This is a genomic window from Halorubellus litoreus (assembly GCF_037081675.1).
Lineage (GTDB): Archaea > Halobacteriota > Halobacteria > Halobacteriales > Natrialbaceae > Halorubellus > Halorubellus litoreus.
The window spans coordinates 127,898-142,665 of record NZ_JAZAQL010000005.1 but is presented as its reverse complement, the minus strand read 5'-3'; the positions used below and the strand labels follow the sequence as shown (position 1 = coordinate 142,665).

The window sequence follows — 14,768 nt, the reverse complement described above, 5'->3', positions numbered from 1 at the left end:
CCCGCGAACGCCCGGTCGAGCAGCGCGAGCGCGACCACCCACTGACCGTCGCGCGACCGAACGGGTTCGGTTCGAACGCCGCCAACCGTCGCTCGCACACCGTCGACTCGTTCTGCGACACCGCCCAGCCAGCGAGAACCCCCGTCGCGACGCCGTCGAACCGCCATCTTGGACGCCGAGGTAGTAACTTCTATACCGGTACGGTCCAAGCGTCCCGCATAGAGCATGAGCCAGTCTTACAACCGCGGTCTCGTCGAGGACTTCGGCCGGTGGAAGGAGTTCCAGGCCGGCATGTGGGCGTGGATCTTCCACAAGTTCACCGGATGGATCCTCGTCGGCTACCTCTTCACGCACATCGCCGTCCTCTCCACGGCAACGACCGGCGCAGAAACGTACACGCAGACGCTCCAGAGTCTCGAAAGCATCTTCATCGTTCGCATCCTCGAGATCGGGCTGCTGTCCACGGCCGTCTTCCACATCCTGAACGGCACGCGACTGCTGCTCGTCGACCTCGGCATCGGGCTCGGGTCGCAAGATAAGAGCTTCTACGCGTCGCTCGTCCTGACGGGCGCGATCGTCGTCGCGAGCGTTCCGACGTTCCTCGCGGGCCTCGGAGGTGGCGCCTGATGGCCGCAGAGACCAGTGGCGCGCCGACGTCCTTCGAGCGCGGTGGCTGGGGCTGGCTCTTCCAGCGCATCACCGCGGCGTTCCTCATCGTCGTTCTCGCGTTCCACTTCTTCCTCCTGCACTTCTACCACCACGCGTACGAGATCACGTTCGCCGGCACGTCCGCGCGGATGAGTCAGGTCGGGTACTTCGCGACGATGTGGCTGTTCCTCGTCACCGCGACGTTCCACGGCGTCAACGGCATCTACAACGCGATGGTGAACCAGGGCATCAAGGGCATCCAGAAGCGCGCGGCACAGGGCATCCTCGGCCTCGCCGGAGTGTTGCTCGTCGTGCAGGGCACGCGCGTCGCACTCGCGATGACGGACCTCGTCTAACAATGAGCACGCAAGTACCAGAACAGGAAGCGGAGGCGGAGTCGAGCGCCGAGGCGGAGGCTGACGCGTCGGCCGAATCACCCCAGGACAAGCGGATGGCGAAGAAGGCCGAGGCCGCCAGCTATCGGGACGCCCAGAAGAAGGCCCAGGAGGAGATCGAGGCCGCCGAGCGCTCGGTCCAACTGAAGGTCTTCCGGTACGACCCCGAGGTCGAAGGGAAACAGGAACCGCGGTTCGACGAGTTCCACGTCCCGTTCACGAAGGGGATGACGGTCCTGGACGCGCTCATGTACGCGCGCGACCACTACGACCCGTCGCTGACGTTCCGGCACTCGTGCCGGCAGGCGGTCTGTGGGTCGGACGCGATGTTCGTCAACGGCCAGCAGCGTCTCTGTTGTAAGACCCAGATGAGCGACCTGGACTGGCCGGTTCGCGTCGAACCGCTCCCGCACCAGGACGTCGTGAAGGACCTCGTCGTGGACATGCAGCACTTCTACGACCAGATGCACTCGGTGGAGCCGTACTTCCAGGGCGACGAGAACGCGCCGAGTGGTGAGGAGCAGAAGCAGACCCGGGAGAACCGCGAGAAGATCAAGATGAGTACGCGCTGCATCTGGTGTGGCGCGTGCATGTCCTCGTGTAACATCGCGGCGGGCGACAACGAGTACCTGGGGCCGGCGGCGATCAACAAGGCGTACCGGTTCTACATGGACGAGCGCGAGGACCAGGAGGAGCTCGAGGAGCACCGACTCCGCATCCTCGAACAGGAACACGGCGTCTGGCGGTGCCAGACGCAGTTTTCGTGCACCGAGGTCTGTCCGAAGGACATCCCGCTCACCGAGCACATCCAGGAACTCAAGCGCGAAGCCGTGAAGAACAACCTGAAGTTCTGGTAGACAACTTCAAGTCATCGAATCCTAAGCACTCAACATGTACGAACACGACGTAATCGTGGTCGGCGGTGGCGGCGCGGGACTCCGCGCGGCGATCGCTGCCCACGAAGAAGGCGCGGACGTGGCTATCGTCACGAAACTCCATCCGGTGCGCTCGCACACGGGCGCGGCGGAAGGCGGCATCAACGCGGCACTCCGAGAGGGCGACGACTGGGAGTTGCACGCGTACGACACGATGAAGGGCTCGGACTACCTCGGGGACGCCCCCGCGGTCGAGACCCTGGCGCAGGACGCCCCGGAGGAGGTCATCCAGATCGAGCACTGGGGGATGCCGTTCAGTCGCGAGGACGACGGCACCGTCAGCCAGCGGCCGTTCGGCGGGCTGTCGTTCCCGCGAACGACGTACGCGGGCGCCGAGACCGGGCATCACCTCCTGCACACGATGTACGAGCAGGTCGTGAAGCGAGGTATCGAGGTGTACGACGAGTGGTACGTGCAGGACGTCGCGGTCACGGACGAGGACGACCCGAGCGAGCGCACGTGCCACGGCTGCGTCGCGATGGACATCAAGACCGGCGAGATTGCCGGCTTCAAGGCGAAGAACGGCGTCATCCTCGCGACTGGCGGCCCCGGGCAGGCGTTCGACCACACGACGAACGCGGTCGCGAACACCGGTGACGGGTACGCCATCGCGTACCGCGCCGGCGTGCCGCTGGAGGACATGGAGTTCGTGCAGTTCCACCCGACGACGCTCCCGAGCACTGGCGTTCTCATCTCCGAAGGCGTCCGCGGGGAGGGCGGTATCCTCTACAACGCCGACGGGGAGCGGTTCATGTTCGAACACGGGTACGCGAACAACGAAGGCGAGCTCGCGAGCCGCGACGTCGTCTCCCGCGCCGAACTGACGGAGGTCAACGAAGGGCGTGGGTTCGAGGACGAGTACGTGATGCTCGACATGCGTCACCTCGGCGAGGAACGCATCATGGACCGCCTGGAGAACATCCTCCACCTCGCGGAGGACTTCGAGGGCGTGGACGGGCTCGTCGAGCCGATGCCGGTCAAGCCCGGGCAGCACTACCAGATGGGTGGCGTCGAGACCGACGAGAACGGGCACACCTGTATCGAGGGCCTGTACGCGGCCGGCGAGACGGCGTGCGTGAGCGTGCACGGCGCGAACCGCCTCGGCGGGAACGCGCTCCCGGAACTCATCGTGTTCGGTGCGCGCGCCGGCAAGCACGCCGCAGGTGCCGACATGGGCGAGCCGAAGATCGAGACGGGCGAACGCGGCGACATCGAGTACGACGACACCGAGATGCCGGTCCAGCCGGGCGAAGCCGGTATCAGTGGCGCCGGTGGCGAGACCGCTGCCGCGGACGGTGGCGCGGTCACGCAGGACCCGACCGCAGTCGTCGAACGCGAGGTCGAAGCCGAACGCGAACGCGTCGAGGAGATGCTCTCGAAGGAAGAGGGCGTGAAGCACTCCCAGATCCGCGAACGCCTCCAGAAGACGATGACGCAGAACGTGAACGTCTTCCGCGAGGAGGAAGGCGTGAAGCAAGCACTGCGGGACATCCGCGACATCCGCGAGGCCTACGAGGACGTGTACGTCGAGGACCCGAGTCGCACGTTCAACACGGACCTCCAGCATACGATCGAGACGCGGAACCTCATCGACATCGCCGAGACGATAGCGATGGGCGCGCTCGTCCGCGACGAGTTCCGCGGCGCGCACTGGCGCAAGGAGCACCAGGAACGCAAGGACGAGGAGTGGCTGAAGCACACGCTCATCGGATGGCACGACGGCGAACCCCAGGTGTTCTTCCGTCCGGTCATCCTCGAGGGCGAGAACAAGACGTACGAGCCCAAGGAACGCTCGTACTGAACGCTCCCGACTCGCGCTTTCGTCGACCGTATCCGTTCCTCGTTCTCGACCCGCGAGCACCGCGTCTCGAAAACGGCAGCCTACTCGGTACCGGCGAGCGTTCTTCCCGCACCTTCCCGGGCCGTGAAACGTGGTCCTGCGGGCACGATATGGTCAATATTACATTACGCTCGTCGCGTCTACGTACCCCCAATCGATGGCTACTGAGACGACCCAATCACCACCGGAGGTCGCAGACCCGTTCGGGGGCGATTGGCGACTGGGACTGGCAAGTGGGCTACTGGGTGGACTCGTCTCCGGCGCGGTGGTATCCGTCATCGACCCGTTAGTACTCCGCGAGATGATTCCGGCGTTGTACGGGGTCGACCCACCGGGCGATGCGGTCCTCGGATGGATACTCCACGTCCTGCACGCGAGCGTTCTCGGGATCGCCTTCGCCGTCATCATCGGACTCAGCGACCGGTCAGGGGCCGATGCTCGGGAGCAGATCGGGGCCGGGCTCCTCTTCGCGCTCGGCGTCTGGGTCGTCCTGACAGCGCTCGCGATGCCACTCTGGCTCGGGGTCGTCTCGTCGGTCTCGCTCCCGTTCCCGTACGTGTCGAGCGCGATGCTCGCCGGACACGCCGTGTTCGGCGTCGTCATGGGGACGATCTACTACGCGTTCGACGCACCGGAAGAGGACACGAAGAACCAAGGTGTCTCCGGCGACTGAGGGCTCCTCGTTCTCAAAGCGGAATCGCGTCCGCGACCGCGCCGACGAGATCGAAGTGCTCGACGAGTTTGAATCCGGCGTAGATGCCGACGATACCCATGACACCAGCGAGCGCGGGCGGTGCCGGTATCGGTGCGTCGACGAGCGCGAACACCGCACCAGCGATCAACCCCGTCAGCGTCGCGAAGACTATCTCTGCGATACTCATAACGACCACGTGCTTGCGCGCAGGAGCGGTTAAGGCGTTCGTTTCGATTCGCCGACCAACGCCCCTATCAGACATCGACTCGAACCGCCGGCCGTGGAAGGGTAGCTCAGTGGGAGAGCAGTCCACGAACGCGATTCGTGGAGAGGCTTCGCGTGGTTCGAATCCCGCCCCTTCCTCGCTACAAACGAAGATTAGTGACGATCACGAAGACGGGACTCGAAGCCTCCCAGTCGCGCACAGCGAACGCAGTGAGCGAGCACGTCTGGGTTCGGTTCGAACTCCGTCGCTCCCCCTTGTCCTGTCGTGTTCTCGACGATGGTCGTCGTCAGTCGAAGAACACGCAAGCGTTGCCAGTGGCGCGAGACGGTCTCCAGTGGTGTCTGAGCGAGCGTCTCTCGCTGCGGGCGTGGCACGTCCAGCCGTCGTCGTCGGCAACCCCCCGATAGTTTCGACGAGTGTCGACACGGAGATTTATGGTCGTCGAACTTTTGGGTTCGTTCTACCATGACTGCCACCACTCGCGCGCGAACGGACGCGACACCCGTCGTTCCGGAGAGCATCGAATCGCCGCAAGCGAAGCTCGTCTACGTCTACCTCGCACAGGAACGCGACGCGAGCGTCGACGACCTCGCGGACGCACTCGGCCTCCGCAAACTCGGTCTGTTCGACGTCATCTCCACGCTCGAAGCCGACGGGCACGTCGAACGTCACGGTGCCGAACGCGTCTCCGTCACTACCTGACGACGACCGACGCATCGAACGACCAAACGCACCGCCGCGGCGAACGAGCCGCGGGTCGACGAGTCGCCCGACCGTCGAGGAAACACTCAATCGTCGACGAACCGGTCGTAGACGAGATCGCCGAGGAACCCACCGACGAGTAGCGGCAGTATCACGTACCCCATGAGCTGGAGGAGAACCAGCGTGAACCATCGCGATAGCGACTCGTGGGGCGGCCAGAGCATCGCGAGGACCTCGCCGACGTAGCTCCAGGAGAGCGCGACGAACGCCAGGAAAACCACCGCCGAACACGCCAGACGCACGCGGAGACGGCCGGCGTCGCGGTCGCTCTCCAGCGGCGGGTCCGGCCAGTCGCGGTCCGCTTCGGTCACGCTCGACGGTCGGGACCACGACGACAGAAAGCTTGCGCTCGCGGCACCAACCTATGGAACGGGAAGCCCCGTCGTTCAGGACGGGGAGGATGTCAGAGCTCGATGCGTTCGACGAGCTCGTCGCCGTTACTCGTCGACTGGATAGCCACGATACGGATCTCGTGTTCGAGCATCGAATCCTGGAGCTTCGCCTTCAGGAGGTTGTCGACCTGGTAGACGCCCGCTGCCGAGTTCATCTCGATCTCGACGAGCACCGGATGGTCCTCGCCCGACGAGAGCGAGACGCTCTCTATCGCCTGACTCGATATCGTATTGATGCCACGGCCACCGCGCTCGTACGGCATCCGCGACCGCCCGCTCTCCATGTCGAGCGCGTCCGCGACCCGGACCACGCCGGCCTCCTTCGTGAGCGGTATCTCCTCGGTGTGATGACAGAGGATGGCGTGCAGGACCTCGCCCTTCACGCGAACGCACTCCGGTTTCGTGTAGAACTCCGGGAGGATGCGGTCGAGTTCGTCGGACGCGAGCGGTATCGAGTAGTACGAGTGGTTGTCGCGATGCACGACGTGCCCGATGTCGTGGAGGGTCGCAGCGAGTGCGACGATGACCGCCTCGTCCTCCTCGTCGAGGCCCTGTTGTTTCGCGCCATTGAACTCGACGCCCGCGCGCTTCAGGAGGTCGTACAGGCAGAGTGCTCGATGCCGAACGATCTTGATGTGCTTCACGCCGTGGTCGTTGTACCCCTTGCGGTCGACCGCGTTCACGTTCTGCGCCTCGAGGTACGTCTGTATCTCCGGGTCGTTCTCGACGAACTCGAGGACCGCGTTCAGTTTCTCGTCCGGAAACGCGTGCTCGCCCTTCGGCGAGTACACACGACCGTTCCCGGTGTCACTTTCAGTGTCGCTCATACCGCGTCGTGGCGCTGCGGAAAGAAGAATCCTCCGTCGAGTCGGTCCGTCTTCGCGGGTTGCCGGCCGCGACACGTGGGGTCGAGTCGGTCAGTCGGCGGCGTCGGCAGCAGTCGCAACCTCGTCGTAGTCGGGTTCCACGCTCGGGTCGTCGCTCACCCACGCGTACGTTATCGTCCGGTCACTATCCAGGACGAAGACGGCGCGCTTCGCGAGCCCGTGCAGGCCGATGTGGTCGAAGCTCGTGCGGACGTCGTACGCGTCGATGATGTCCTTCTCGTGGTCGCTGACGAGCCCGAACGAGAGGTCGTTCTGAGCGCGGAACTCGTTCAGTGAGAACGGCGAGTCGGTGCTGACGCCGTACACGGTCGCGTCGACGTCCTCGAACGCACTCAACCGATCGCGGAACGAACACATCTCGGCCGTGCAGACGCTCGTGAACGCTCCGGGGAAGAACGCGAGGACGACCGGGCCGTCCGCGACGGCGTCCGAGAGCGTGATCGATTCGACGTCGCCGGTCGCGACTGGTGCAGTGAACTCGGGTGCAGTGTCGCCTTCGTCGACCATCACCGCGACACTTGTGGAAGCATCGGCATACCGGTTGCGCTCGCGGAGCCCCTGACGTGTGTTCACACGGGGTTTCGAATCCTCGGCCCAGGAGCGAGTTCGTGTCGATACCTGAACTGGAGTGGTTCGTTCGCGTCGGTCGGACGAGCAAAAAGCCTATATTTGGCGTCGGGTAAGCGTGAGGTAGAGATGGCACTCGAAACGATTCCGACATTCATTGGGGGACTCGGTGCGCCAGAGATGGTCATCGTCTTCCTCATCGCGGTCCTGCTCTTCGGAGCGAACAAGATTCCCAAGCTCGCGCGCTCGACCGGTGAAGCGATGGGCGAATTCCAGAAAGGCCGCGAAGAAGTGGAGGAGGAACTGCAGGACATGCGTGAGGGCCCGTCCAGCAGTAACGACAGCGCGTTCGACGACGACAGCTCGTTCGACGAGACGACGACCACCGACACGTCCACCGACGCGTCCACGGACACGTCCACGGAAACGAACTGATTCTCCACCACGCCCCTCGCGGGCGTGTGGCCTAGCGGATAGGGCGGGAGGTTCCTAACCCCCCGATCGCGGGTTCGAACCCCGCCACGCCCGTGTCTGCACCGAACGCACGTGAGGAGCAACACGGGCATGCGGGGTTCGAATCAGAGAGCGAACGAAGTGAGCGACCGTGGTTCGAATCCCGTCACGCCCGCTTCACTCACTTCGTTCGTTCAGCGAGCGTTCCTGAGTCCCACTCGCGATGCTCGCGGGACTCCCGTCAAGTCCGGTTCCGCCACTTCGCTCGCTCCCCAGGCGTTCCTGTGCAGGAGTCGCGTGGTTGTCGCGCTCGGGGTGCCTGTAGCGTGAGTCGCGGGCGGGGCTCCTTCGGAGTGGTCGGCTCCGTGGTGGTGTAGGCGGTCTGGAGTAGGAGTTGGTTGCGTGCACGTTGCGGTTCCGTAACTGGGTCTTACCGAGAATCCAGTGGCCGCACGCCCCATGTGTGGAATTTAGTGACAATGCCGCCGATATAAATGGCAGTTCATGTCGGGGAATCTCCGGCGGAATAAAGTCGATGCGTAACGCTGCCGTTTCCATCGAAACCGGAAGCAAGCGTAGACCTTCACGTCGGAATAGACAACTAGATGACTGGACGAAGATGGCGATATCATCGATGATAATCGGTGGAAGGTTTTTTGCTCGCACGCGTAAAGGGGTAGGCAATGGCTATTAACGACGCCGACCAGACAGGGCAAGACGGGCTCGATGGGGGCGATTCTGGGGCGTCGGACGAGGCGGCGTCCGATGGCCCGACCGACGGTTCCTCGGTTCGGGTTGGCGAGTACACCTGGCGGGAGTTCATGCAGGAGCACGGGTACGGCGACGACGTATCCGCACTCTACCGGAACGTCGAAGACAGCACAAGCGAGGATTCGAGCAGGATGGGCCTGGGCACCCAGGAAGGGACGGTCCAGACGGTTCCCGAAGGCGGCGACTGGGACCGCGTCGACTTCGACCCCGAACCGTACCTCGGCGTGCACCCCGACGACCTCGCCGCGCACATCACCGAGGACGTCGCACCGGGCGCGAAGTGGCTCTGGAACGAGTTCAAGAGTCAGGTCGACCCCGAGACGACGCCAGTCGTCAAGGACACGTGGACGTGGGAGCACTTCAAGTGGCAGTACTACTACGAGGACGACGGCTCGTGTCCGACCGACGGGGACGGCGAGAAAGTCCAGTTCGACGAGACCGACCACCTGAGCTTCGAGGACGACGAGGTCGAAGGCGTTCTCAGTCAAGGCGACGACTTCGCACAGGAGCTCGCGGAGGTCGTCGAAGAACGCACCGTGAACGTCCAGGAGGAGGTCGAAGAGGACGAGTTCTTCTCGGACCCCGGCGGGAACACGACCGTCGTCAACCGGTACGACCTGGAGAAGGCCGTCCCGATGGAGAAGAAGACGCACTTCCGCGAAGAGGAACGCTACTGGGTGAACAAACCCTACGCGTTCGTCATCATCTTCCTCTCCGAGAAGGAGAACGAGCGCAAGTACTACGTCATCCAGCCGTACATGAACGAGCTCGAGGACGACCTCGAGGAGTTCATGACGGGCAAGCTCCGGACCGCGATCAAGTACAGCGACGAGGACGTCGCGGTCGAAGGCGACGAGGACGCTCGACGGGACGTCATCGACCGCGAGACGAAACGACTCCTGAAGCGCTACGACCTCTTCAAGGGAACGCCGGCGTCCTCGGACTCGGCAGGTGCAGCCTCGGGCACGAAGTCCATCACGGAGAGCATCCGCCGGTTCTTCGGGACCGCGGACACCGACGGGGACGGGGCGCCCGACACGGGCGCTGACGAGGATGCAGAAGGATTCGGGCGAGAGCTCGACGGCATCAAAGCCCGGCCGGAGCCCGTACTGCTCGAGGAGGACCCGGAGACGCTCAACGAGTACCAGGTCGAGAAGCTCCTGTACTTCCTGAAACGGGACTTCATCGGGTACGAGCGCATCGACCCGATCAAGCACGACATCAACGTGGAGGACATCTCGTGCGACGGCCACAACTCGCCGATCTTCGTCTACCACGGCGAGTACGAGCAGATCATCTCGAACATCTATCACGGCGAGCGCGAACTCGACGACTTCGTGGTGAAGCTCGCCCAGCGCTCCGGGAAGGGTATCTCGAAGCGGCGGCCGCAGGTGGACGCGACGCTCCCGGACGGGTCACGCGCACAGTTGACCCTCGGGAAGGAGGTGAGCGACCACGGGACGAACTACACCATCCGTCAGTTCAAGGACGTCCCGTTCACGCCCGTGGACCTCATCAACTGGAACACGTTCTCGCTCGACGAGATGGCGTTCCTCTGGTTGTGTATCGAGAACCACAAGAGCCTCATCTTCGCGGGCGGGACGGCGTCCGGGAAGACGACGAGCCTGAACGCGATCTCGCTGTTCATCCCTTCGAACACGAAGATCGTGTCCATCGAGGACACGCGCGAGGTCGAGCTGCCCCAGCGGAACTGGGTGGCGAGCGTCACGCGCCCGTCGTTCAGCGAGGACAGTCAGGGTGACGTCGACGAGTTCGACCTGCTGCGTGCCGCACTGCGTCAACGCCCGGACTACATCGTGATGGGCGAGATCCGTGGGGAGGAGGGTCGGGTCCTGTTCCAGGTCATGTCGACGGGGCACACGACGTACACGACGTTCCACGCGGACTCCGTCGGCGAGGTCCTGAAGCGGTTCACGACCGACCCGATCAACGTCTCGAAGACGATGTTCACCGCGCTCGACCTGGTGTCGATCCAGACGCAGACGCGCGTGAACGGCCGGAAGGTCCGTCGGAACCGGAACATCACGGAGATCAATCACTACGACGCGGAGAACGACGAGATCAACGTTCAGGACGTCTACCAGTGGCAGGCGGAGACGGACGAGTTCCTGAAGATGGGGGACTCGAACACCGTCGAGGAGATCAAGTTCGACCGCGGGTGGGGCCAGGAGAAGCTCGACGAGGAGCTGTTCAAGCGCCGGGTCATCCTGGCGTACATCATCAAGACCGGGTTGAACGAGTACGCGCAGGTCGCGGCGATCGTGCAGGCGTTCATCAACGACCCGGAGACCATCCTGACGCTCATCGCGAACGGGCAACTGGAGGAGAGTCTGACGGACCTCCGAGAGATGGAGTCCGTCCTCATCGACGTCGACCCGGAGGACGAGGAACTCGTTCCGCGGCCGGACCCGGACGACGAGACGTACAACCTCGCGCAGGACATCCTCGAGCGGGCGGAGGAATCGATGTTCGAGGAGTACCGTGGGAAGATCCCGAGTGGGCTCGCGAGCGCGCTCAGTGGCGTGAGTACCGAGGAGGACGTGGACGCGTCGGAGGCGGTGGAGTCCGGCGGTGACGACTTCGACTTCGGGAGTTCGCTGGACGACGTCGGTGGCGGCGACGGCTTCACGCTCGGTGGGGACGACGAGGACGACGACTTCTCGTTCGGTGACAGTGACGAGACCGATGGGCCGTCGTGGTTGAGCGACGACGGTGGCGGGTTCTCGTTCGGCGAGGGAGACGACGACGCGAATCCGTTCGGCGGGGATTCTGGCGGGTCGACCGACGCGCAGGACGCGAGTTCCGCGCAGGAGTCGGCGCCGGCTGACGCGCCTGAGCTGGAGGCCGGGAGTGGGGCGCAGGAGGACGAGAGCGACGATTCGGCGGTCGGGGATGCGAGCGACGGGAGCGTCGGGCAGGCTGATGCGTCGGCGTTGGACGACGAGGCTGCGTTCGACGCTGGTCCGGACGAGGACGCGGTCCTCGAGGAGGACGGGGCGGCGTTCGACGCTGATGCGGCCGACGACCAGGGGGCCGTGTTCGGTGAGGACGACGCGGCACTGGAGGACGACGCCGGCGACATCGACGCGGAGTTCCCGGCGTTGACGGACGAAGACGACGAGTCGTCGACCGACGACGAACCGTCGCGCGAGCCCGCGAAAGCGGGCGAGTCGCCGGCGTCGACGGAGTCTTCGTCCGCCGACACTGTCGACGACGAGGACACGGCAGCGGCCGGTAGCGGCGACGACGGGGCGATATTCGGTGACGACGAGCAGTCGACCGGTGACGGTGCGTCGAACGCGGACGACGACGTCGACGACGTCGACGAGGAGGCGTTCTTCGGCGACGACGACGAGCCGTTCTTCGACGAGGACGACGACTCAATCTTCGGGGAGAGCGACGGTGCGATCTTCGACGAGGATGCGGACGCGTCGGACGACGACGACAGCGTCTTCGGTGACGACGACGGGGCCGACGGCGGGCCGCCGGACGACGACTCGGTGTTCGGTGGTGGCGACGGCGGTGGCGTGTTCGACGGGGACGAGGATGAGGACGACGAGGACGACGGGTCCGTGTTCTCGAGCGGCGGTGACGAGGAATGAGCCTGCAGACGACCGACCAGGACGGCGGGTTCGACGCGGGCTCGGACAGCCTCGGTGACATGTTCTACCCGCTGTACACGCGGTTGTTCGCGGACGACTCGAACTTCGTCGCGGACGTGGAGACGAAGCTCGCGCAGTCGCGGATGACGGACACCGTCGAGATGTACCTCTCGCGAGCGCTCGGTATCGGCGTGCTCGCGGGCGGCATCCTCTGGCTGATGGGGATGCTCATCGGGTACCTCGTGTTCACGTTCCTCATCACGAACACGGAGAGTCTGACGGGAATCGGTATCACGAACCCGGCGGTCGTCGACTTCATCAACCTCATCAAGATTCCGGCGCTCATCCTCGCAACGGGGTTGTTCCTCGGGACGATCGGGTTCGCGATGGGGTTCGGTGCGCTCGTCGCGGTCCCGTACTCGCGGGCGTCCAGCCGGAAGCGCGAGATCAACATGCTCCTGACGGACGCGGTGTCGTTCATGTACGCGCTCTCCGTCGGCGGCCTGAACCAGCTCGAGATCCTGGAGGCGATGGCGGCCGCGGAGGACACGTACGGCGAGGTCGCCAAGGAGTTCCAGAGCATCGTTCAGGAGACGGAGTACTTCGACACGGACTATCGGACCGCGATCCGGAATCAGGCGATGGAGACGCCGAGCGACGAACTCGCGCAATTCCTGACGGACATGCTCTCCATCGTGAACTCCGGCGGTGACATGGAGGGGTTCCTCTACGACAAGAAGGAGAAGCACATGCGGACGGCGAAGCAACAGCAGGAACTCACGCTGGAGACCCTGGAGTTGTTCGGCGAGATGTACATGACGCTGTCGCTGTTCCCGCTCCTACTCATCATCATCCTCGTCATCATGCAGATGCTCGGCGAAGCACAGGTGACGATGCTGTACGGCACCGTCTACGGCCTCATCCCGCTGACTGGCCTGGGGTTCCTCGTGCTGGTGTCGACGGTGAAGGAGGACGAACCGGGCGACGGGTACCTGTTGCCGAGTGACGCGGACGAACGGTTGCTGCAACAGCAGGACGCCGGCCTCCTGAATCTCGGGCTCGTCGAGCAGTACGCTGACCGCGGGTCGATGTTCAAGCGCATCAAGAACAAGGAAGGCACGCACGAGACGATCCGCGTGCTGAAGGCGCCGCACCTGTTCTTCCGCGAGAACCCGGCGTACACGGCAGCGATAACGGTCCCGCTCGCGCTCGTCGTCGTCATCCTCGCGGCGCTCACCGGGTCGGTGCCGACGAGCTGGGAGGGCATGCAGAACGCGCCCGTCTGGGGGACGTTCATGTACGTCTACATGCCGGCGTACCTGATCTTCCTGCCGTTCGCGGTGTTCCGCGAGTGGAACGTCCGCTCCCGGAAGGCCATCGTCTCGAACATCTCCGACAACCTCCGGAAGCTCTCCTCCGCGAATGACACCGGCCTCACGCTCCTGGAGTCGCTGAAGACGGTGTCGGAGACGACGAGCGGGAAGATGGCGACCGAGTTCGACACGATGCACGCGAAGGTGAACTACGGGATGAGCCTGAAGGACGCGCTCGTCGAGTTCAACAACAAGTACCACATGCCGCGGATGGCGCGGACGGTGAAGCTCATCTCGAAGGCCCAGGAGGCGTCCAGTCAGATCACGGACGTGCTGTCGACGGCGGCGCAAGCGTCCGAGAACCAGGACGACATCGAGCGCGAACGGAAGTCCCGCACGCGCATGCAGGTCGTCATCATCATCATGACGTACCTGACGCTCCTGGCGGTGATGGCGATACTGAAGACGCAGTTCCTGGATACGCTCCAGGGCGTCACCGCGAACTCCTCGAGCGGCGGCGGTGGTGCGTCCGCTGGCGGTGCCGCGTCGGGACTGGGGAGCAGCATCAACGTCTCGCTGCTGTCGATGCTGTTCTTCCACGCGGTCACGATGCAGGCCATCCTCTCGGGCGTCATCGCGGGCTACATCCGTGACGCGGACATCACGAGTGGCCTGAAGTTCGTGCTGGTACTGCTGACGATCGCGCTCGTGGTCTGGGCAGCGGTGGGCGTATAATGTCGGCGCGAGACCTCACCGGCCTCCGGGGACGCGACCGCGGGCAGACGACGCAGGACTTCGCGGTCGGTATCAGCGTGTTCCTGTTGACGGTGACGTTCACGTTCGCGTTCGTGCCGTCGACCGTGACGCCGTTCGGGTCGCCGGTGACGGACGCGATTCCCGCGAAGTCCGACCGCGTTGCAGCGACCGTCGTCGACACGTACGCCGAGGATGGAAGCGCGCGGACGCTGGACCTCGACGAGATGGTCGGCGAAGTAATCGGTTCGTCGGACTCGGGCGTCACGGTGTCCGGGACCGATATTCGGAACGAGTTCGGATTGCGTACAACCGCGCAGGTCAACGTCACGATACAGACGCGTTCCGGTGACGTCGTCGAGACGAACTACGACGGTGGGACGTATCGACTGACAGGCGGCGACGATTACCCGTCGAATCAGGCAGCGGCGTCCACGACGAGAGTCATTCGTCTGCCGGGCGTCGATGACTGTAAGACCGGGTGTCTGCTCGTCGTGAGGGTGTGGTAA

The 14,768-nt window shown here is 64.3% G+C and carries 14 protein-coding genes and 2 tRNA genes; 12 read left to right on the top strand and 4 right to left on the bottom strand.

What is annotated here, in order from left to right:
- The first annotated feature begins 225 nt into the window (after positions 1–225).
- The 5 genes from sdhC (at position 226) to VYJ16_RS19985 (ending at position 4,491) form a co-directional block, all read left to right on the top strand.
- On the top strand, positions 226–627 hold the full coding sequence (gene sdhC, locus VYJ16_RS20005; protein ID WP_336352086.1) for a succinate dehydrogenase, cytochrome b556 subunit: 402 nt from the start codon (positions 226–228) through the stop codon (positions 625–627).
- On the top strand, positions 627–1,004 hold the full coding sequence (locus VYJ16_RS20000; RefSeq protein ID WP_336352085.1) for a succinate dehydrogenase hydrophobic membrane anchor subunit: 378 nt from the start codon (positions 627–629) through the stop codon (positions 1,002–1,004). The genes sdhC and VYJ16_RS20000 overlap by 1 nt, the downstream gene beginning before the upstream one ends.
- Before the next feature lie 2 nt (positions 1,005–1,006).
- Positions 1,007–1,900 carry a succinate dehydrogenase/fumarate reductase iron-sulfur subunit gene (locus VYJ16_RS19995; RefSeq protein ID WP_336352084.1) on the top strand — a complete coding sequence of 298 codons (894 nt, stop codon included), beginning with the start codon at positions 1,007–1,009 and terminating at the stop codon, positions 1,898–1,900.
- Between the two features lie 34 nt (positions 1,901–1,934).
- Positions 1,935–3,779: an FAD-binding protein gene (locus VYJ16_RS19990; protein WP_336352083.1), complete on the top strand. Its 1,845-nt coding sequence runs from the start codon at positions 1,935–1,937 to the stop codon at positions 3,777–3,779.
- A 196-nt stretch (positions 3,780–3,975) separates the two neighbouring features.
- Positions 3,976–4,491 carry a histidine kinase gene (locus VYJ16_RS19985; protein WP_336352082.1) on the top strand — a complete coding sequence of 172 codons (516 nt, stop codon included), beginning with the start codon at positions 3,976–3,978 and terminating at the stop codon, positions 4,489–4,491.
- Between the two features lie 13 nt (positions 4,492–4,504).
- Here the strand turns inward: VYJ16_RS19985 and VYJ16_RS19980 are convergent, their stop codons facing one another.
- Positions 4,505–4,699 carry a XapX domain-containing protein gene (locus VYJ16_RS19980; protein WP_336352081.1) on the bottom strand — a complete coding sequence of 65 codons (195 nt, stop codon included), beginning with the start codon at positions 4,697–4,699 and terminating at the stop codon, positions 4,505–4,507.
- A 95-nt stretch (positions 4,700–4,794) separates the two neighbouring features.
- Between VYJ16_RS19980 and VYJ16_RS19975 the strand changes: the two genes are divergently transcribed.
- Both VYJ16_RS19975 and VYJ16_RS19970 read left to right on the top strand, forming a co-directional pair.
- A tRNA-Val gene (locus tag VYJ16_RS19975) sits at positions 4,795–4,875 on the top strand.
- Positions 4,876–5,203: 328 nt separating this feature from the next.
- Positions 5,204–5,440, top strand: coding sequence for a TrmB family transcriptional regulator (locus tag VYJ16_RS19970; protein ID WP_336352080.1), 237 nt, complete (start codon positions 5,204–5,206; stop codon positions 5,438–5,440).
- 86 nt (positions 5,441–5,526) lie between these two features.
- On the opposite strand, the gene VYJ16_RS19965 is transcribed toward VYJ16_RS19970, so the two are convergent.
- The 3 genes from VYJ16_RS19965 to VYJ16_RS19955 form a co-directional block, all read right to left on the bottom strand.
- Complete coding sequence (locus VYJ16_RS19965; RefSeq protein ID WP_336352079.1) at positions 5,527–5,811, bottom strand: hypothetical protein; 285 nt, start codon at positions 5,809–5,811, stop codon at positions 5,527–5,529.
- A 92-nt stretch (positions 5,812–5,903) separates the two neighbouring features.
- The gene (locus VYJ16_RS19960; RefSeq protein ID WP_336352078.1) at positions 5,904–6,719 is read right to left on the bottom strand and encodes an HD domain-containing protein; all 816 of its coding nucleotides are present in this window, start codon (positions 6,717–6,719) and stop codon (positions 5,904–5,906) included.
- A gap of 90 nt (positions 6,720–6,809) precedes the next feature.
- Positions 6,810–7,286: a peroxiredoxin gene (locus VYJ16_RS19955; RefSeq protein ID WP_336352077.1), complete on the bottom strand. Its 477-nt coding sequence runs from the start codon at positions 7,284–7,286 to the stop codon at positions 6,810–6,812.
- Between the two features lie 189 nt (positions 7,287–7,475).
- Between VYJ16_RS19955 and VYJ16_RS19950 the strand changes: the two genes are divergently transcribed.
- The 5 genes from VYJ16_RS19950 (at position 7,476) to VYJ16_RS19930 (ending at position 14,768) form a co-directional block, all read left to right on the top strand.
- A complete protein-coding gene (locus VYJ16_RS19950) occupies positions 7,476–7,781 on the top strand; it encodes a twin-arginine translocase TatA/TatE family subunit (RefSeq protein ID WP_336352076.1) in 306 nt (101 codons plus the stop codon).
- Between the two features lie 20 nt (positions 7,782–7,801).
- Positions 7,802–7,874, top strand: a tRNA-Arg gene (locus tag VYJ16_RS19945).
- 608 nt (positions 7,875–8,482) lie between these two features.
- Positions 8,483–12,193, top strand: a complete 3,711-nt coding sequence (locus tag VYJ16_RS22215) for an ATPase, T2SS/T4P/T4SS family (RefSeq protein ID WP_379762856.1) — start codon at positions 8,483–8,485, stop codon at positions 12,191–12,193.
- Positions 12,190–14,241: a type II secretion system F family protein gene (locus VYJ16_RS19935; RefSeq protein ID WP_336352075.1), complete on the top strand. Its 2,052-nt coding sequence runs from the start codon at positions 12,190–12,192 to the stop codon at positions 14,239–14,241. The genes VYJ16_RS22215 and VYJ16_RS19935 overlap by 4 nt, the downstream gene beginning before the upstream one ends.
- Positions 14,241–14,768, top strand: coding sequence for a DUF7287 family protein (locus tag VYJ16_RS19930; RefSeq protein ID WP_336352074.1), 528 nt, complete (start codon positions 14,241–14,243; stop codon positions 14,766–14,768). Before VYJ16_RS19935 ends, VYJ16_RS19930 begins: the two co-directional genes overlap by 1 nt.